The organism is Alterinioella sp. B-7 (genome assembly GCF_056857775.1).
In genome coordinates, this window is record NZ_JBSXNT010000032.1 from 41,498 (window position 1) to 60,511 (window position 19,014).

Genomic DNA, 19,014 nt, shown 5'->3' on the forward strand with positions numbered 1-19,014 from the left:
GGTCCTACTGCCCCCAGATATAGACTGCGAAGAACAGGAACAGCCAGACCACGTCGACGAAGTGCCAATACCATGCAGCAGCCTCGAAGCCCGCATGTTGCTGCGGCGTGAAATCGCCCCGGATGGCGCGGAACAGGCACACGGTCAGGAAGATCGTGCCGATGATCACATGCGCGCCGTGAAAGCCCGTCGCCATGAAGAAGGCTCCATAGAAGATGTCGCCGCCGAAGGACCAGCCTTCATACGTCAGAAGCTCCCAGTATTCATAGGCCTGAAGGCCGGTAAAGAACACGCCCAGGATGATTCCGATGGCCAGCCCCGCGATCAGGTCGCGACGGTTGTTCTCATGCACCAGCGCATGGTGCGCCCAGGTGATCGCACAGCCCGACAGTAGCAGCACCAGCGTATTCATCAGCGGCAGGTTGAAGGCATCGACGGCATGGATGTCCGGGATCTCGTAGCTGGAGCCCGGAAACTCGTTCATCGGGTAGAGCGCCTGTTTGAAGAACGCCCAGAACCAGGCCACGAAGAACATGATCTCCGAGATGATGAACAGGATGAAGCCATAGCGCAGCCCGATGCGCACCACGGGCGTGTGATCGACACCGCCATTGCCCTCGGCGACCATGTCCTGCCACCAGCCGAACATGACGTAAAGCACGCCGACAAACCCGATCAGGAACAGCCAGGGCCCGCCCGGCAGCTCGACCGAGCCAAAGAAGGTGGTGAACCCGCCCGAGATCCAGGCAACGGCCCCGAACAGCATCAGGAAGGCCGCGGTCGCCCCGAGGAACGGGTAAACCGATGGCGGCAGGATATGATAATCGTGGTTCTTGGCATGGGCCATGGTGCGTGGTCCTCTGGGTGGTCTATTCACTGGTGCCGTCTAGCGCGGCAAGGTCATTGTCATCGGGCAGGTCCAACACGTGGAAGGTGTAGGACAGGGTTATGGCCTGGATCCGGCTGGCCTCGGGGTCATCCACGATGTCCGGGTCGATAAAGAATGTCACCGGCATCTCGACGCTTTCGCCGGGTTCCAGAACCTGCTCGGTAAAGCAGAAACAGGCGATCTTGGAGAAATAGAGCCCCGCGGTGAAGGGCGTCACGTTATAGCTGGCGGTGCCCGCGATGGTGCGGTCGGTCGGGTTGGTGGCGGTAAAGAAGGCCATGCCGGTTTCGCCGATGCGGATCTCCATCGGTTCGTCGGGGGGCTCGAACTCCCAGGCCATCCCCTCGGCCAGCGACGCGTCGAAGCGCACCAGCATGGTCCGGTCGAGAATTTCCTCGCTGGCGGTATCGGAGGTGGACGTTGTCCCGCCATACCCCGTCACACGGCAGAAGAGGTCATAAAGGGGGACCGAGGCAAACCCCAACCCGCCCATGACGAAGACCACCCCCAGAAGGGACCAGACCGTCCTGGCATTGCCGCCGCGCGCGCTCATTCGGTGTCCTCCACGGTCAGCGATGGGCGCACGGCATGGTCGAAGCCCTCCAGGGTACCACCATTTCTGAGCTTCGAGATGGTCAGGAAGAAGACCAGCCCGACAAACCCCAGCAGGCACAGCGCCACGCCGAGGTTGCGGCCAAAGCGGCGCTGGTGGATCTCGTGGGTCTCGGTGATCGGCATATTACCAACCTCCCATATCGAGGGTGCGAAGGCCAGACTGCGCCAGCAGCGCGCCGAAATGAAGGAACAGATAGAGCAGCGAAAAGCGGAAGAGCCGCCGCTCGGCCCCGTAGGCGTCGGCGCGGGCGGCGTCCTCGTCGCGCCGCCAGACCCGCCACGCGCCCCGCACGAAAAGCGCGTTCAGCACCAATGCCGCCGCCATGTAGAGCGGCCCGCCAATCGAGGTCAGGCCAAGCCCAAGCGCCACCGGGACCAGCAGGGCCGTATAGATCAGGATCATCCGGCGCGTGTAGGGGCGGCCATGGGTGACGGTCAGCATCGGCACATGGGCCTTGTCGTAATCGGATTTCATGAACAGCGCCAAGGCCCAGAAATGCGGCGGCGTCCACATGAAAATCAGCGCGAACATCAGCACCGACTCGATCGCCACGCCCCCCGTCGCCACGGCCCATCCTATCATCGGGGGAAACGCACCGGCGGCGCCGCCGATGACGATATTCTGCGGCGTCCAGCGCTTCAGCCACATGGTGTAGATGACGGCGTAGAAGAAGATCGTGAAGGCCAGGAACCCGGCCGCGAACCAGTTGGCGGCCAGCCCCAGCATCGCCACCGACAGCGCCGACAGCCACAACCCGAGGCTCAGCGCCTCGCCGGGGGCAACCTTGCCCGAGGGGATGGGCCGCGATTGCGTCCGCTTCATCACCCGGTCGATATCGGCATCATACCACATGTTCAGCGCCCCCGAGGCGCCGCCGCCCAGCGCGATGAACAGGATCGCGGCAAAGCCCACCACGGTCGGCACGCCGACGGGGGCGACCATCAGGCCGACAAAGGCCGTGAACACCACCAGCGACATGACCCGGGGCTTGAGCAGCGCGACATAGTCGCCGAACTGCGCCTCCCGGTCCTGCGTGCTTGTATTTGCGGTAGCGTCGCTCATGCGCGGGGCGTCCTTCGCGGGGGTGGGCGGATCAGGTCCGGGGAACAAGGCCCCCCGGACCGGCGGTCATTCGGCGGCGGCCAGTTCGATATCGCCCAGGATGGTGCCGTTCATCAGCCCGGCGAAATCAGTGCCGCCGGTGCCCAGCCAGGCCTCGTATTCTTCGGGCGTGACAGCCATGACGGTGATCGGCATGAAGGCATGGTCCAGCCCGCAGAGCTCGGAACATTGCCCGAAATAGATGCCTTCCATGCCCGGCTCGACGTTGAACCACAGTTCAGCCAGGCGGCCCGGAACGCCGTCCTGTTTCACGCCGAAGGCGGGGATGGTCCAGGAATGGATCACGTCCGATGCGGTCACCTGCACAACGATGTCCTGGCCCGTCGGCACCACCACGGCGGTGTCGGTGGCCAGGCGGTATTCATCCTGGCTGTAGCCATACTCCTCAAGCTCGTCGCGTTGCAGCATGAAGCTGGAAAACTCGATGTCGGTGCCGGGGTATTCGTAGCTCCAGTTCCACTGGTTGCCGGTCGCCTTGATGACCACGTCGCCCTCGGGGATCTCCTGCTGGTTGAACAGGACGGGCAGCGAAAACGCCCCGATGAAGACCAGGATGGCCAGCGGCACGAGCGTCCAGGTGACCTCGATCGGCGTGTTGTGGCTGAAGCTGGCGGGGGTCGGGTTCGACCGCGCGTTGTGGCGCAGGATGACCCAGGCCAGCAGGCCGCAGACAAAGACCACGATGATGGCGCTGATCCACAGAAGCAGGTTGTCGAGGAAATGGATCTGCTCGGCCAGGTTGGTGGCGGCGGGCTGAAAGCCGGTGCCGCCGGCTTCGGGCGCGCCGATGATTTCAAGCCCCTCGGGCGCGGTCTGCGCGACGGCGGCACGAGTGGCAAGAGTGGCAGTCACTGCGGCGACAGCGCCGTTCATTTTGTTGAAAAGATCCATTCGCTTTCGTCCTGTCCTTGGCGGGAACGCCCCCTTGGCCCAAACCGGCCCTGTTGCGTGTTCGTCGTGATGAACCATATAGAGGGGTTCAAGGCAAGGCAGTGGTGAAAAATGTCTCACCCCCGCTTTTGTTGATCCAGATCATTTCAGACACCCATCCGAGGTCAAGTTCAGATGTCAGATAGCCCCGCCTTCCGCCCTTTCCAGACCCAGTTGGACCTCGATGCCAGTCTGGCGCTCCTGCGCGAGGCCACAGACGGGGCCGATGACGGTGAACTGTTCCTCGAACGCAGGCGTGCCGAAATGCTGCTCTTCGACGATGGCCGCGTGAAAACAGCCAGTTACGACGCCTCCGAAGGCTTCGGGCTGCGCGCGGTGCGCGGCGAGGTGGCGGGCTATGCCCATGCCACCGAGATCTCCGAGGCCGCCCTGCGCCGCGCCGTCGAAACCGCGCGCCTGGCGGTGGGCGATGGCGGCGGCACCTGGGCGGCGGGGCCCGCGGCGACGAATCACCGCCTCTATACCGATACCGACCCGATGGCGGGCGCGGGCTTTGCCGCCAAGCTGGATATCCTGCGCGAGATCGACACCTTCGCCCGCGCGCTCGACCGTCGCGTCGTCCAGGTCTCGGCCAGCCTTGCCGCCAGCCACCAGGAGGTGGAGATCCTGCGCCCCGATGGCCTGCACGTCAGCGATGCGCGCCCCATGGTGCGGGCCAATGTCTCGGTCATCGTCGAGGAGAACGGCCGCCGCGAAAGCGGCAACGCGGGCGGTGGCGGCCGGATCGAGCTTGGCGACTGGTTGCAGGCGGAAAGCTGGCAGGCGCTGGCGCGCGAGGCGCTGCGCATCGCATTGGTCAATCTGGGCGCGGTCGCCGCGCCCGCGGGCATCATGGACGTGGCGCTTGGCCCCGGCTGGCCCGGCATCTTGCTGCACGAGGCCGTGGGCCACGGGCTGGAGGGCGATTTCAACCGCAAGGGAACCAGCGCCTTCGCCGGTCTGATGGGCAAACAGGTCGCGGCCAAGGGCGTCACCGTGCTGGATGACGGCACCATCCCCGACCGGCGCGGCTCGCTCTCGGTCGATGACGAGGGCACGCCGTCCTCCAGGACCACGCTGATCGAGGATGGCGTGCTGGTGGGCTTCATGCAGGACCGCCAGAACGCCCGCCTGATGGGGGTGCCCGCCACCGGCAATGGCCGCCGCGAAAGCCACGCCCACGCGCCCATGCCGCGCATGACCAACACCTACATGTTGGGCGGCGCGGCCAGCCCCGGCGATATTGTCTCCGAGGTCAAGGACGGCATCTATGCCGTGGGCTTCGGCGGCGGCCAGGTCGATATCACCAATGGCAAGTTCGTGTTCTCCTGCACCGAGGCCTACCGGGTGCAGGACGGCAAGATCGGTGCCCCGGTCAAGGGTGCGACGCTAATCGGCGACGGTGCGACCGCCCTTCAGAAAATCCGCGCGATCGGCAATGACATGGCGCTCGATCCCGGCATGGGCACCTGCGGCAAGGCCGGTCAATGGGTGCCGGTGGGCGTGGGCCAGCCGACCTTGCTGATTGGCGGGCTGACGGTGGGCGGGTCTGCGGCATGATTGCCTATGTGACCGTCGGAGCGGATGACATCGCGCGGGCAAAACTGTTCTACTCGGCGTTCCTGCCAGTCCTTGGTTACGGGCTGACCGAAGGTCCGGCGGGCCTCAGCTACACGCTGCCGATACCGGTCGGGCAGCCTGCAGCCTCGTCGGATTTCTACGTGAAGCCGCCCTTCGACGGGTGCCCCGCCACGGCTGGCAACGGGTCGATGGTCGCGTTCGAGGCGCGCAATCAGGCCCAAGTTCGCGACCTTCACGCCTTAGCCCTTGCTGCAGGCGGCTCCGATGAGGGCCAGCCGGGGTTTCGCGCGGGTTATGGACCGGATTTCTATGTCGGCTACCTGCGCGACCCGCAAGGAAACAAGATCGCGATTTTCTCCAGTGATCCGGCTGAACCGGAACGAGACGGATGACACCCCTATGACCCATCCCATCCGCCCCGCCACACCCGCAGACATCCCCGCCCTCACCGAGATCTGGTACCAGGGCTGGCACGAGGCCCATGCCGCCGACGTGCCCGCCGCCCTGACCGCGCTGCGCACGCGCGACGATTTCACCCGCCGCCTGATCGGCTTTGACGCGGGCCTGCACGTGGGCGGCCCCGACGGCGCGCCGCTTGGTTTCGTGGCGTTGAAACCGGACGAGATCAACCAGCTCTACGTCGCGCCATCCGCACGCGGCACCGGGCTGGCGGCGGCGCTGATGGCCGATGCCGAGGCGCGGCTGGCAGCGGGCGGTACGCCCATCGCGCGGCTTGATTGCGGGTTGGGCAACCATGCCGCCGCGCGGTTCTATGCGCGCCAGGGCTGGCGTGAGGAGGGCGTGATCGAGGTCATGCTGGACACTTCCGACGGCCCCTTCCCCCTGCCCGTGCGCCGCTTCACCAAGAGCCTTTCACAGTAATCCTGCCCGTAAACGCGCTGTTAACCAGTGGCACCCTAGCGTCGGGGCCATGTTCGAGGATGATGCACCCGGATTCGACGAGGCAGCCGTCGCCTATACCGCCCGCCCCGCAGACGACGGCGCGGAACGGCTGGCACGTCTGCGCCTGATCAGATCGCGCCGCGTCGGCCCCGCCACCTATCGCCGCCTGATGGCGGCACACGGGCGCGCAACCGCCGCGCTGGACGCCCTTCCGCAGATCGCGCAGGCCGCCGGTGTCGACAGCTACACCGCCTGTCCCGAGGGGGTCGCACTGGCCGAGGTTCGCGCGGCCAGACGCGCGGGCGCACGGATGCTCAGCCTGGGCGATCCGACCTATCCCGCAGCACTTTGCGACCTCACCGATGCGCCGCCCGTCCTCTGGGCGCTTGGCGACACCGATCTGTTGACCCGCCCGATGATCGCGATGGTCGGCACCCGCAACGCCTCGTCACTCGGGGCGCGGATGGCGACGCGGCTGGCCGCTGACCTGGCCGCGGCGGGCTATGTCATCGTCTCGGGCCTCGCGCGCGGCATCGACACGCTGGCGCATAGGGCGGCGCTGAAGACCGGCACCATCGCGGTGCAGGCGGGCGGGCTCGACGTGGTCTACCCCGCCGAGAACACCGACCTGGCGGCGGATATCGCCAGATCCGGCCTGCGCCTCTCCGAACAGGCCTTCGGGATGGAGGCGCAGGCGCGCCATTTCCCGCGCCGCAACCGCATCGTCTCGGGGCTTGCCCTCGGCGTCGTGGTGGTGGAGGCGGCGGCGCGTTCCGGCAGCCTGATCACGGCAAAGAACGCGCTCGACCAGGGGCGCGAGGTGCTGGCGGTGCCGGGCCACCCGATGGATACCCGCGCCTCGGGCTGCAACCTGCTGCTGCGCGACGGCGCGACGCTGGTGCGCGGCGCCGAGGACGTGATCGAGGCGCTTGGCCCCCCCGCGCCGCAACAGGCCCGGATGCAGTTGCAGGAGCCGCCCGCCCCTCCGCCGCAACCCCAGCGCCCCTGGCGCGACCACGCCGCGCTGCACCGCCAGATCCTGGGTCAGCTTGGCCCCGCTCCGGTCTCGGAGGATCAGCTGTTGCGCGACCTGGGCGTCAGCACGGGCGAGGCCGCGCCGATGCTGGCCGCGCTGGAACTGGACGGAGAGATCACCCGCCAACCCGGCGGGCTGATTTCGATCGGCGCACCGCGCGGTTAGCCGCTCCTCGGGCCTGCGGCCCTCCTCGCCCATTCCCGCCGTACCGTAGCGCTTTTTCCGATCACGCATTGACAAGCGCGGGTGAGGCACCACATGTTCGCCCGCCACCCAAGCGCCGTTATCTGAAGGTTCATGAATGCCCGTCGTCGTCGTCGAATCCCCTGCCAAAGCCAAGACAATCAACAAATATCTCGGCTCCGACTACACGGTGCTGGCCTCCTACGGCCATGTGCGCGACCTGCCCCCCAAGGACGGATCGGTCGACACCGAGAACGGGTTCGAGATGAAATGGGAGGTCGGTGCCGACAGCCGCAAGCACGTCAAGGCCATCGCCGATGCGCTGAAGGACGACAACAACCTGATCCTCGCCACCGACCCCGACCGCGAGGGCGAGGCGATCAGCTGGCACCTGGAAGAGGCGCTGCGCAAAAGGAAGGCGATCAGGAAGGACACGCCGGTTTCCCGCGTCGTCTTCAACGCGATCACCAAATCCGCCGTGACCGAGGCGATGAAGAACCCGCGCGAGGTCGATGCGCCACTGGTCGAGGCCTACCTGGCCCGCCGCGCGCTGGATTACCTCGTCGGTTTCAATCTCTCTCCGGTCCTCTGGCGCAAGCTGCCGGGGGCGAAATCGGCGGGCCGGGTGCAATCGGTCTGCCTGCGCCTGATCGTCGAACGCGAGATGGAGATCGAGGCCTTCAACCCGCGCGAATACTGGTCCGTCAAGGCGGTGCTGGAAACCCCGCGCGGGAAACGCTTCGAGGCGCGGCTGACCACGCTTGGCGGCAAGAAGCTGGATCGTTTCGACCTGGAAACCGCCGCCGCTGCCGGTCTGGCGGTCAAGGCGGTCGCCTCGCGCGCGCTCAGCGCCGTGCGGGTCGAGGCCAAACCCGGCACCCGCAACCCCTCCGCGCCCTTCATGACCTCGACCCTGCAACAGGAGGCGAGTCGCAAATTCGGTTTCGGCGCGCGCCAGACCATGAGCACCGCGCAGCGGCTCTATGAGGCGGGTCACATCACCTATATGCGGACCGACGGCATCGACATGGCGCCCGAGGCGGTGAGTGCCGCGCGCGACACGATCGGCACGCTTTACGGCGCCAATTACGTGCCGGACAAGCCGCGCCTCTACAAGAACAAGGCCAAGAACGCGCAGGAGGCGCATGAATGCGTGCGCCCGACCGACATGTCGCTGACGCCCGACAAGATCAAGCTGAGCGAACCCGACCAGCGCAAGCTCTATGAGCTGATCTGGAAACGCACCATCGCCAGCCAGATGGAATCGGTCCGGCTGGAACGCACCACCGTCGATATTGCCGATGACAGCGGCGAGGTCGCCCTGCGCGCCACCGGCCAGGTGATCAATTTCGACGGCTTCCTGAAGGTCTACGAGGAAGGCCGCGATGATGACGAGGGCGAAGACAGCGCCCGCCTGCCCCAGATCGACGAGGGCGACGCGTTGAAGCCGGTTGCGGGCGCGCTGGAGGCGGAATGGACAAAACTGTCAGAAAAAGCGGACAAACCTGTCACGAAATCGGAAGGCGCGCGCGCCAATGACGCCGCGATCCTCAGCACATCCGGCGCAGTCCTCGGGCTCCAGCACCACACCCAGCCGCCGCCGCGCTACACCGAGGCGACACTGGTCAAGCGGATGGAGGAACTGGGTATCGGGCGACCCTCGACCTATGCCTCGATCGTGACCACGATCCAGGACCGCGAATATGTCACCAAGGACAAGAACCGGTTGATTCCAGAGGATAAGGGGCGGATCGTCACCATCTTTCTGCTGAATTTCTTCCGCAAGTATGTGGGCTATGAATTCACCGCCAACCTGGAGGAGGAGCTTGACGACGTCTCCGCCGGGGATCGCGATTACAAGCAGGTTCTGGCCCAGTTCTGGCGCGACTTTTCCGCCGCGATTTCAGAGACATCCGAGCTGCGGATCACCGAAGTCCTGGACAAGCTGGACGCAGCGCTCGCGCCGCAACTCTACCCCCCGCGCGAGGACGGCTCGGACCCGCGCATCTGCCCGCTTTGCGGCACCGGCAAGCTGCATCTCAAGACCTCGAAAACCGGCGGCTTCGTGGGCTGCGGCAACTACCCGGAATGTCGTTACACCCGGCCCATCGGCGGCGATCCGGAAAACCTGACCGGTGACAAGGTGTTGGGCGAGGATGGTGAGGATGTGATCACCCTGCGCTCGGGCCGGTTCGGGCCATACGTGCAGCGTGGCGAGGCGACGGAAGAGAACAAGAAACCGCCCCGCGCCTCGCTTCCGAAAGGCTGGCGGCCCGAGGATATGGACCTGGAAAAGGCGCTGACGCTGCTGTCTCTGCCGCGCCAGATCGGTCCGCACCCCGAAGATGGCGAGCCGGTCGAGGCGGGTATCGGACGCTACGGGCCTTTCGTCAAGCATGGCCGCATCTACGCCAACCTGCCCGAGGTCGAGGAGGTCTTTACCGTCGGCATGAACCGCGCGGTGGAGCTTATTGCCGAGAAAGCCGCCAAGCGCGGCGGCGGACGGGCGACGGCCAAGCCGTTGAAGGAATTGGGAGAGCATCCCGAGAAAGGTGGCCCCGTCAACGTGATGGATGGGCGCTATGGGCCGTATGTGAAATGGGAGAAGGTCAACGCGACGATCCCGAAGGGCACGGAGCCCGCGGATGTCACCATGGAGATGGCCGTGCAACTGATCAAGGAACGCGCGGCCAAGGGCGGCAAGACGAAGACGGCGCGCAAGAAGAAGGCGTCGTAGGTATTCTCACGGGGCGGTGTCGAATTGCTTCGCAATCAGATCCGCCGGGGCTCTGCCCGTCGCCGTCGCCAGTGGGTTCTCGGACCAATGGCGCAACCACTGGCAACCCGCTCGGACCAATGGCGCAACAATGACGACCCCGAGGTATTTTCATCAAAATGAAAGTAAAGTCGGCCGGAGTTCGGTCCTTTTTCGCGAGAATGTCAGATGGGAGAAGTTCTCGAAGACAGGCGAGACCAGCCCCGCCCATCTTGATCTTTCCGCGCCCGTGTCCGACATGGCCTTGTAGACACGCCGCACGAGGACCCAGATGACCGACTTTGCCCCACTGACGCCGCGCCCCGAGGTGATGGAGTTCCTGCTGAGCCGCCGCTCGCGGCCTGCCAAGACGCTGACCGGGCCGGTGCCGGATCGGGAGACGGTCGAGACGCTGCTCCGTGCCGCCGCCCGCAGCCCCGATCACGGCAAGCTGGAACCGTGGCGCTTTGTCGTGCTGGAGCGTGCGGCATGTGCGCGGCTGGCAGAGCTGACGGCGACGCGGGGGGCCGAGGCCGGTTTGGATGCTGAAAAGGTCGAGAAATCGCGCCGCAGCTTTGCCGATGCGCATCTGGTCGTCGCGGTCATCGCCGCGCCGGTTGAGGCCGAAAAGGTGCCGGAGGTCGAGCAGATCCTCTCTGCCGGCGCGGTCTGCCTTGCACTGGTCAATGCGGCGCTGGCCAGCGGATGGGGCGCCAACTGGCTGACCGGCTGGATGGCGCTGGACCGGGTGTTCCTGACCGAGGGCCTGACGCTGGAGGCGCATGAATTCGTCGCGGGCTTCATCCACCTGGGCACGGAAACCGCCCTGCCCCCGGAACGCCCGCGCCCCGACCTCGACCGCATCACCACCTGGGTGGCGGAATGATCCTGACCGATTTCCTGCGCGCGCTGCGGCAATTGCCCGACCCGCGCTTTGCCTCTGTCCTCCTGACCGGGCTGGCGCTGACCGTGGCGCTGCTTGTCGGGATCTACTGGCTGGTCGCGCTGCTGATCGGCTGGCTGGTGCCCGAGACCCTCACCCTGCCCTGGATCGGCGAGATCGGCGGCATTGGCACCGCCGCGGGGTGGGCCGCCGTGCCGGTGATGCTGCTCGCCTCGATCTTCCTGATGATCCCGGTCGCCTCGGCCTTCACCGGCATTTTCCTCGACCGGATCGCCGATGCGGTGGAGGATCGGCATTACCCCACCCTGCCGCCCGCGCGCCACCAGGGGCTGGCCGAGGGGCTGGTGGACTCGGCGCGGTTTCTCGGGCTGCTGGTGGCCGTGAACCTCGTGGCGCTGGTCGCCTATATCTTCCTGGCCCCGCTTGCGCCGCTGATCTTCTGGGGCGTGAACGGCATTCTCCTGGGCCGCGAATACGCGCAACTGGTGGCGTTGCGGCGGATGGAGCCCACTGAGGCCCGCCGCTTTCGCAAGCGTCACCGGGTGCAGATCTTCGCCGCGGGTGTGCTGATGGCGGTGCCGCTGACGATCCCGGTGATCAACCTTCTGGTGCCGATCCTGGGGGCCGCCACCTTCACGCATCTCTATCACCGGCTGAACCGGAATTAGCCGCCCGGACCGCCGAAACGGCGGAAGAGGTCGAAATCATCCACCGTGATCCAGCCCTTCAGGATCACGCCGACGATCACCAGCCACAGCACCAGTGCCACGATTGATGTGAGAATGAACTTGCGCTTGAGGCGGGGCTCTACCGGGCTGGAGCCCATGGTGCCGCGCACCCGCGATCCGGCCTCGTCCTGGGTGGTCAGGTTCAGCGGCAGGATCACGAAAAGCGTCATGAACCAGATCACGGCCAGAAGCGCGATGGCGGAAAAGATCGACATCACACCTGCTCCAATTCGACCAGCGTGCCGGTGAAATCCTTGGGATGCAGGAACAGAACCGGCTTGCCATGCGCGCCGATCCTGGGCTCGCCGGTGCCAAGGACACGTGCGCCCGAGGCTTGCAGCCGGTCGCGGGCGGACAGAATATCCTCGACCTCGTAGCAGATGTGATGGATGCCGCCCGAGGGGTTCTTCTCCAGGAAGCCCGCGATCGGGCTGCCCTCGCCCAGGGGGTGCAGAAGCTCGATCTTGGTGTTGGGAAGCTCGATGAAGACGACGGTGACGCCGTGGTCGGGCTCATCCTGGGGCGGGTTCACTCTTGCTCCCAACGTGTCGCGATACTGGGCGGTTGCCGCCTCCAGATCGGGCACCGCGATGGCGACGTGGTTGAGCCGTCCGATCATCCGATTTCCTTCCTTGCTGGTCTGGTCCCGGATATGGCGCTGCGGCCGCGAAAAGACAAGCGGCGCGTCGCCGCGGCGGCATTTACGATCTGTCAACCTTGAGACTGTTTAATCATCCCCAGAATCGCCTTTGGGGGGCTATGATTATGGAAACCGATACGTCCAGAACGGATACTGACCTGCCGTTCTTTCATCCGAAACCGACGCCCGCGCGGCCCTTGCAGGGGCTGACCATCCTGGCGGTGGAAGACAGCCGCTTCGCATCCGAGGCGCTGCGCCTCTTGTGCCTGCGCTCGGGCGCGCGCATCCGGCGGGCCGACTGCCTGGCCTCGGCCCATCGGCACCTGAGAACCTACCGGCCTTCGGTCGCGGTGGTCGATCTGGGGCTGCCGGACGGCTCGGGCCTGTCGCTGATCCGCGAAATGAACCGCGCCGCGCACCGGGTGCCGGTCGTGCTGGCCACTTCGGGCGCGGAGCGGGAAGCGGCGGCCAGGACGGCGCTTGAGGCCGGGGCGGACGGGTTCCTGCCCAAGCCGGTCGACACGCTGGCCGCCTTCCAGTCCGAGATCCTGCGTCACCTGCCCGAGGATATGCGCCCGCAAGGGCCGCGCCCGCTGGATGCGACGGTGCTGGAGCCTGACCGTCTGGCGCTGCGCGAAGACCTGGCCCATGCCATCGCGCTGCTGGACCGGGACGCGCCGCCGATGGGGTATCTGCGCCGGTTCCTGCTTGGGCTGGCCCGCTCGGCGCATGACACGTTGCTGGCGGAAACCGCGACCGCGCTGCCGGGAACGCTGAAGCAGGGCGAACGGGCGCGGCTCAAGGCGCAGCTGGTCTCCCGGATGGCGGGCATGGCGGCGGTCTGATCGGCGCCCCGTGACCTATCGCAGCAGCCCGGGATCGGCGCCCAGGTCGAGCCCGGGAAACACCTGGCCTTCCAATGCGCCGCGGTCGGTGCCGAAAAGCCCCGCCATGGCCCACCCGGCATAGGCGCGGATATCACGGGTCGGCATCAGGTCGCGCCGATCGAAGAGCGCGGCCTCCTCCAGCCCCGGCCAATCGCCCATCACCCGGCCCCCGCGCACCGCGCCGCCCGCCATGATCAACGCGCTGCCGGTGCCGTGATCGGTGCCGCCGCTGCCGTTCTCAGCCGCCGTGCGGCCGAACTCGGTCATTGCCAGAACGGTGGTCTGGCCCCAGTCCGGTCCAAGCCCCGCGCGCAGCCGCAAGATCGCGGTCGACAGATGGCCGAGCGCGCGGGTCAGCCCGCCCTGCTGGCTGCGATGCGTGTCCCAACCGCCGATCGAAAAACTGGCGATCCGCGCCTCTGCGCGCAGCCGTTCGGCGGCGAAATCGGCAATCACGTTGACGGCTTCGGCCTGGCCCGCGCCTGCCATCGCGTCCTGCATGCCCGCCATCATCCCGTCGCCCTCCACCTCGGAGAAGTCGCCATGGAGCAGACCGGACAGGAATTGCGCCTCATCGAAAGACGCCTGGAACAGCGGATCGTCGTGGTAGACGGCAGCCAGCAGGTCCGAGGTCGCCGGCGACAGCAGCAGGCGCGCGGCGGGCGACCAGTCCGAGGTGGGCGCGGCCCCACGCAGGATCAGCGCCTCGTCCCGGCCCACGGCCAGCGCGGTTTCCCGCGTCGCACCGGGAATGGTCTGCACCAGCCGGTTGAGCCAGCCATCACGCGCATCCGCGCCCGGCCCGGTCCCCGCCTCCAGAAGATCCTGGCCGTCGAAATGGCTGCGCGCGTTGCGGTAGGGCGTTGAAACAGCATGGGCAAAACCAAGCTCACCGGCCTGCCAAAGCGGCCAGAGATCGCGCAGACCGGGATGCAGCGCGAAGAACCCGTCGAGGTCGCGCGCGCCTGCGTCCGGCCCGATATCGAAGCCAGGCCGAAGCCTCGCCAGCGCCGGGTCGCCATAGGGCTGCACCACGTCCAGCCCGTCCATCGCGCCGCGCAGGATGATGACGACCAGCCGGTGATCGGTGGGCAACGAGGCGAAGGCCACGGGTGTGATCAGCGGGCTGGCGGCGGCCGAGCATCCAAGGGCAAGCATCTGGCGGCGGGTGATAGCGGGCATGTCAGCTCCTCTGGAACTCGGGCGCGGCCAGCACGATGCCAACCCCCTCGGCGCGGGTTTCGGCGCGGGCGGCGGCGCGACGCAGATCGGGGCTGGCCGTGTCGCCAAGCGCGGTCACGACGAAATCGCGCGGATCGGGCAGCCGCGGCATCTCGCTCGCCGTCAGCATCGCCCACCCGATCCGAGCGGCCAGCGTTTGGGGCCGGATCCACTCGCGGTCATCGTCGAGATAGCCATCCGGACCCGCCGCCCCTTGCCAGCGCTGGCCCATGGCAATGAGCGGCAGGTTCAGCCGCGTGTTGACCCTCTGACGCGAGGCATTGGCGATCTGGTCGGGCGGAGACCCGAGGGCGCGCAGGGCCGAGGTGATGAAATGAAACGGGCGCTTGACCCGCCCCGGCGCATCCGACCAGGCGGCGCGGTGTGACAGCATCGTGTCCAGGACCGGCAAGAAGGCGCCGCCGGTATCGTCCCAGACCGCCGCCATGGTGTCTATCAGGCCGGGATCGGGCGTGTCGGAGATGAAATAGTCGGCCAGCTTGCCGCAAATATGGCGCGCGGTTTCGGGGCGCAGGGCAAGATCGTGCAGGGCCGCCCGGATCTCGGAGAGATCGGCCGAACGCGCCCCGCCATAGGTCGCGCCGAAGACCGTTTCAGCGCCCGGTTCGGCATGGCCGGGGCGAAAGATCAGCTCCCGCCTCTGGCGGATGCCGATACCGGTCAGCAACTCGGCCATTTCGCGCACGTCGCGCTGGCTGTAGCCCGCATCGACGCCGAGCGTGTGCAGTTCCAGCACCTCGCGCGCCAGGTTCTCGTTCAGGCTGAGCCCGGTCCGCAATCCGGCAGGCGAATTGGGTCCGACCGAGCGATCCTGATCAAGGTAGAGCACCATCGCGGGATGCAGGACAGCCGATGCCAGCATGTCGCCGAACCGGCCCGCGACATGGGGGCGAATGGCGTCCTCGACATAGCCGGTGATGGCGCCCCGCATCGCGGCGCTGCGGCGCACGGTGGTGAAATGATCGGCCCAGAACCAGGTCAGGCGTTCGCGAAGGCCATCCGGGCTGGCCACGCCACGCGCAAGCGTCAGCGCCATCTGGCGAAAATTGTCCTCGCGCATTTCGCGCGACAGGCGTTCGGACAGCGCAGCCTCGGCCTCGCCCTGCGTGAGGTCGCGGCGGGCAGCGACAAATTCCAGCGCACGTTCTGCGCGCGCCGCATACCCTTCCTGCGGAAAGGCGGCGGCGATCTGGTCGGGACCGGCCAGACGGGCCAGCATCTCGTCACGCGAGGCAGGCGGATGGGCGGGCGAAAGCCCGGTGCCGAAGCGAATTTGTGCGTGGAAGGACATCGGGCAAAAACATCCGGTCAAGTCGGTCTGAGCGCAACCATACCCTACCCATCAGAGGCGCGATAGATCAAGATGAGGGCGGCGAGCAGCAATCCGCCGCCCCCTCGGTCAGTCCTGCGGAATGACGCGCAGGCCCAGTTCCATCAACTGCCCGGATGCGGGCTCGGACGGGGCGTCCATCATCAGATCCTCGGCGCGCTGGTTCATCGGGAAGAGGATGACCTCGCGGATATTGGCCTCATCGGCCAGGAGCATCACGATCCGGTCGATCCCCGCCGCACATCCGCCATGCGGCGGCGCGCCGAAGGTGAAGGCGTTGACCATGCCGCCGAAACGCTTGCGCACCTCCGCCTCGCCGTAGCCGGCCAGTTCGAACGCCTTGAACATGATCTCGGGCTTGTGGTTCCGGATCGCGCCCGAGACCAGTTCATACCCGTTGCAGGCCAGGTCATACTGGTAGCCAAGCGCCTCTAGCGGATCGCCCTCCAGTGCCGCCATCCCGCCTTGCGGCATCGAGAACGGGTTGTGGCTGAAGTCGATCCTGCCGGTCTCCTCGTCCTTCTCGTAGAGCGGGAAATCGACGATCCAGGCAAAGGCGAAGCGGTTTTCTTCGGTCAGTTTCAGCTCGTTGCCAATGACAGTGCGGGCGCGGCCTGCGACAAGCTCGAACTGGGACGGTTTGCCCGCCAGGAAGAACGCCGCATCGCCGACGCCAAGGCCAAGCTGCGTGCGGATCGCTTCGGTGCGTTCGGGGCCGATATTCTTGGCCAGAGGGCCCGCGGCCTCCATCCCTTCGCCCTGGTCGCGCCAGAAGATATAGCCCATCCCCGGCAGCCCTTCCTCCTGCGCGAACTTGTTCATGCGGTCGCAGAACTTGCGGCTGCCGCCACCCGGTGCCGGAATGGCGCGCACCTCTGTCCCCTCCTGCTCCAACAGCTTGGCGAAGATAGCGAAGCCCGAACCACGGAAATGCTCGGAGACGACTTCCATCTTGATCGGGTTGCGCAGGTCGGGCTTGTCGGTGCCATACCAGAGCGCCGCGTCGCGATACGAAATCTGCGGCCAGACCTTGTCGACGCTATGCCCCTCGCCGAATTCCTCGAAAATGCCCTGAATCACCGGCTGGATGGTGTTGAACACATCCTCTTGCGTCACAAACGACATCTCCATGTCGAGCTGGTAGAAATCGGTGGGCGAGCGGTCGGCGCGCGGGTCTTCGTCGCGGAAACACGGCGCGATCTGGAAATACTTGTCGAAGCCCGAAACCATCAGCAACTGCTTGAACTGCTGCGGGGCCTGCGGCAGGGCGTAGAACTTGCCCGGATGCAGGCGGCTTGGCACCAGGAAATCGCGCGCGCCTTCGGGCGAGGATGCGGTGATGATGGGGGTCTGGAACTCGTTGAAATCGGCGTCCCACATGCGTTGCCGGATCGAGCGGACGACATCCGAGCGCAGCTTCATGTTCTTCTGCATCTTCTCGCGCCGCAGATCGAGAAAGCGGTAGCGCAGGCGCGTTTCTTCCGGGTAGTCCTGATCGCCGAACACCATCAGCGGCAATTCACCGGCGGCGCCCAAAACTTCCAGATCACGCACGAAAACCTCGATCTCGCCGGTCGGCAGGTTCGGGTTGACCAGCGACGCATCGCGTTCCAGCACGGTGCCGTCGATGCGGATGCACCATTCGGAACGCACTTTCTCCAGCTGCGAAAAGACCGGGCTGTCGCCATCGGCGATAACTTGCGTGATGCCGTAATGGTCGCGCAGGTCGATGAACAGCACCCCGCCATGGTCGCGCACCCGGTGGACCCATCCCGACAGGCGCACGGGTTCACCGACATCGGCTTTGGTCAGATCGGCGCATGTATGGCTGCGAAAGCTGTGCATGTTTAAGTCCCTTCGGGGCTGGATAATCACCCGTGCGGATACACCGTCTCAGGCGCGGGAAGTCAAGCCGCGTCATCGGCGCGAAAGGTACGGTTGCGTGCGCCAGGTCGCCAAGGGCTTGAATTCGCCGCGCGAAACGGCAATCTCGGACGCGTAAGCGATGGAATATGTCGGGGATTTCCGAGGGAGTGCGGGCGATGTGGGAGCGCCTCTTCGATCACATTATGCGCGGCTTCGTGCGCGTGGGCCGCATTGACGTGCAGCTTGCGGATGGCACGACCCGGACCTATTCGGGCGCCGACGGCCCGTCGGTGTCGCTGCGGTTTCACGACCCCGACCTGCCCCGCAAGCTGGTGCTGACCACCGATATGGCCCTGGGCGAGGGCTATATGGATGGCCGCCTGACCATAGGCGATGACGACCTGCGCGGGTTTCTGACCTTCCTGACCGTGAACGTGGAACGTTCGGGTCATCTGTGGTGGCGCAGGTCGTCGCAGGCCGCGAGGCGGGCACGACGCCGCTCCGACCAGTGGAACCCGGCCCATCGCGCGCGGCAGAACGTGGCGCATCATTATGACCTGTCGGCGACGCTCTACGATCTCTTCCTCGACGAAGACCGGCAATATTCCTGCGCCTATTTCCGGCAGCCCGAGATGAGCCTGGAGGAAGCGCAGGCCGCCAAGAAGGCGCATATCGCCAGAAAATTGCTGCTGGAGCCCGGAATGCGCGTGTTCGAGATCGGCTGCGGGTGGGGCGGGCTGGCGCTCAGCCTCGCGCGCGATCACGGGGCCGAGGTTCTGGGCGTCACCCTCTCGACCGAGCAACATGCCTGGGCCACCAAGCGCGCCGAGGCCGAGGGGCTGTCGGACAAGGTGAAATTCGAGCTGCGCGATTACCGCGACGTGACCGGGCAGTTCGACCGCATCGTCTCGGTCGGCATGTTCGAACATGTCGGCGTGCCGCATTACCGGACCTATTTCGACACCGTGCGCGACCGGTTGACCGAGGATGGCGTGGCCCTGATCCACACTATCGGGCGCGCCGCCCCGCCCGGCACCACCAGCCCCTGGATCACGAAATACATCTTTCCGGGCGGCTATGTCCCCGCGCTGTCGGAAATGTCGCGCGCGTTCGAGGCGGCGGGGCTCTTTCAGACCGATATCGAGGTCTGGCGGCTGCATTACGCCGAGACCCTGCGCCACTGGCTGGAGCGGTTCGAGGCCAAGTCGGAGGCGGCGCTGATGCTCTATGACGAGCGCTTCGTGCGCATGTGGCGCTATTACCTTGCCGCAAGCGAGATGGCATTCCGGCACGGTCGGCAATGCGTCTTCCAGGTGCAATTGGCCCGCGACAAGCAGGCGGTGCCGCTGACGCGCGACTATATGGCGTGACCCCACGCGGGTATTTCCGCAAAACCTGCCCC

19 protein-coding genes are annotated in these 19,014 nt (G+C 66.2%); 9 read left to right on the forward strand and 10 right to left on the reverse strand.

Going from position 1 to position 19,014, the window contains the following annotated elements; genetic code table 11:
- Positions 1-4: 4 nt before the first annotated feature.
- From AC13C7_RS09910 to coxB, 5 genes are all read right to left on the reverse strand, one after another.
- A complete protein-coding gene (locus AC13C7_RS09910; protein WP_172317164.1) occupies positions 5-847 on the reverse strand; it encodes a cytochrome c oxidase subunit 3 in 843 nt (280 codons plus the stop codon).
- Between the two features lie 22 nt (positions 848-869).
- Positions 870-1,442, reverse strand: a complete 573-nt coding sequence (locus tag AC13C7_RS09915) for a cytochrome c oxidase assembly protein (RefSeq protein WP_172317162.1) — start codon at positions 1,440-1,442, stop codon at positions 870-872.
- Positions 1,439-1,627, reverse strand: a complete 189-nt coding sequence (locus tag AC13C7_RS09920; RefSeq protein ID WP_172317160.1) for a hypothetical protein — start codon at positions 1,625-1,627, stop codon at positions 1,439-1,441. The genes AC13C7_RS09915 and AC13C7_RS09920 overlap by 4 nt, the downstream gene beginning before the upstream one ends.
- A 1-nt stretch (position 1,628) precedes the next feature.
- Complete coding sequence (gene cyoE / locus AC13C7_RS09925) at positions 1,629-2,567, reverse strand: heme o synthase (RefSeq protein ID WP_482867365.1); 939 nt, start codon at positions 2,565-2,567, stop codon at positions 1,629-1,631.
- A 66-nt stretch (positions 2,568-2,633) separates the two neighbouring features.
- Positions 2,634-3,518: a cytochrome c oxidase subunit II gene (gene coxB / locus AC13C7_RS09930; RefSeq protein WP_482867366.1), complete on the reverse strand. Its 885-nt coding sequence runs from the start codon at positions 3,516-3,518 to the stop codon at positions 2,634-2,636.
- 174 nt (positions 3,519-3,692) lie between these two features.
- Here coxB and tldD point away from each other — a divergent pair, with 174 nt between their 5' ends.
- The 7 genes from tldD (at position 3,693) to AC13C7_RS09965 (ending at position 11,587) form a co-directional block, all read left to right on the forward strand.
- Positions 3,693-5,117: a metalloprotease TldD gene (gene tldD / locus AC13C7_RS09935; protein ID WP_482867367.1), complete on the forward strand. Its 1,425-nt coding sequence runs from the start codon at positions 3,693-3,695 to the stop codon at positions 5,115-5,117.
- Positions 5,114-5,530: a VOC family protein gene (locus tag AC13C7_RS09940; protein ID WP_482867368.1), complete on the forward strand. Its 417-nt coding sequence runs from the start codon at positions 5,114-5,116 to the stop codon at positions 5,528-5,530. The genes tldD and AC13C7_RS09940 overlap by 4 nt, the downstream gene beginning before the upstream one ends.
- Positions 5,531-5,537: 7 nt before the next feature.
- The gene (locus AC13C7_RS09945) at positions 5,538-6,020 is read left to right on the forward strand and encodes a GNAT family N-acetyltransferase (RefSeq protein ID WP_482867369.1); all 483 of its coding nucleotides are present in this window, start codon (positions 5,538-5,540) and stop codon (positions 6,018-6,020) included.
- A gap of 49 nt (positions 6,021-6,069) precedes the next feature.
- The gene (dprA, locus tag AC13C7_RS09950) at positions 6,070-7,242 is read left to right on the forward strand and encodes a DNA-processing protein DprA (protein ID WP_482867370.1); all 1,173 of its coding nucleotides are present in this window, start codon (positions 6,070-6,072) and stop codon (positions 7,240-7,242) included.
- 136 nt (positions 7,243-7,378) lie between these two features.
- The gene (gene topA / locus AC13C7_RS09955; RefSeq protein ID WP_482867371.1) at positions 7,379-9,997 is read left to right on the forward strand and encodes a type I DNA topoisomerase; all 2,619 of its coding nucleotides are present in this window, start codon (positions 7,379-7,381) and stop codon (positions 9,995-9,997) included.
- A gap of 310 nt (positions 9,998-10,307) precedes the next feature.
- The gene (locus AC13C7_RS09960) at positions 10,308-10,901 is read left to right on the forward strand and encodes a nitroreductase family protein (RefSeq protein ID WP_482867372.1); all 594 of its coding nucleotides are present in this window, start codon (positions 10,308-10,310) and stop codon (positions 10,899-10,901) included.
- Complete coding sequence (locus AC13C7_RS09965) at positions 10,898-11,587, forward strand: EI24 domain-containing protein (protein WP_482867373.1); 690 nt, start codon at positions 10,898-10,900, stop codon at positions 11,585-11,587. Before AC13C7_RS09960 ends, AC13C7_RS09965 begins: the two co-directional genes overlap by 4 nt.
- Here the strand turns inward: AC13C7_RS09965 and AC13C7_RS09970 are convergent.
- Positions 11,584-11,862, reverse strand: coding sequence for a DUF1467 family protein (locus AC13C7_RS09970; RefSeq protein ID WP_172317144.1), 279 nt, complete (start codon positions 11,860-11,862; stop codon positions 11,584-11,586). The two genes, AC13C7_RS09965 and AC13C7_RS09970, sit on opposite strands and share 4 nt — an antisense overlap.
- Positions 11,862-12,266 carry a methylmalonyl-CoA epimerase gene (gene mce / locus AC13C7_RS09975; protein WP_446117343.1) on the reverse strand — a complete coding sequence of 135 codons (405 nt, stop codon included), beginning with the start codon at positions 12,264-12,266 and terminating at the stop codon, positions 11,862-11,864. Before mce ends, AC13C7_RS09970 begins: the two co-directional genes overlap by 1 nt.
- Before the next feature lie 146 nt (positions 12,267-12,412).
- Between mce and AC13C7_RS09980 the strand changes: the two genes are divergently transcribed.
- Positions 12,413-13,132, forward strand: coding sequence for a response regulator transcription factor (locus tag AC13C7_RS09980; RefSeq protein ID WP_446117344.1), 720 nt, complete (start codon positions 12,413-12,415; stop codon positions 13,130-13,132).
- A gap of 15 nt (positions 13,133-13,147) precedes the next feature.
- Here AC13C7_RS09980 and AC13C7_RS09985 read toward each other — a convergent pair whose 3' ends face one another.
- From AC13C7_RS09985 to aspS, 3 genes are all read right to left on the reverse strand, one after another.
- Positions 13,148-14,356, reverse strand: coding sequence for a DUF1501 domain-containing protein (locus AC13C7_RS09985; protein WP_482867374.1), 1,209 nt, complete (start codon positions 14,354-14,356; stop codon positions 13,148-13,150).
- Position 14,357: 1 nt separating this feature from the next.
- Complete coding sequence (locus AC13C7_RS09990) at positions 14,358-15,707, reverse strand: DUF1800 domain-containing protein (protein WP_482867375.1); 1,350 nt, start codon at positions 15,705-15,707, stop codon at positions 14,358-14,360.
- A gap of 108 nt (positions 15,708-15,815) precedes the next feature.
- A complete protein-coding gene (gene aspS, locus AC13C7_RS09995; RefSeq protein WP_482867376.1) occupies positions 15,816-17,591 on the reverse strand; it encodes an aspartate--tRNA ligase in 1,776 nt (591 codons plus the stop codon).
- A gap of 197 nt (positions 17,592-17,788) precedes the next feature.
- On the opposite strand from aspS, the gene AC13C7_RS10000 reads away from it, so the two are divergent.
- Positions 17,789-18,982, forward strand: a complete 1,194-nt coding sequence (locus tag AC13C7_RS10000) for a class I SAM-dependent methyltransferase (RefSeq protein ID WP_482867377.1) — start codon at positions 17,789-17,791, stop codon at positions 18,980-18,982.
- The last annotated feature ends 32 nt before the right edge of the window (positions 18,983-19,014 follow it).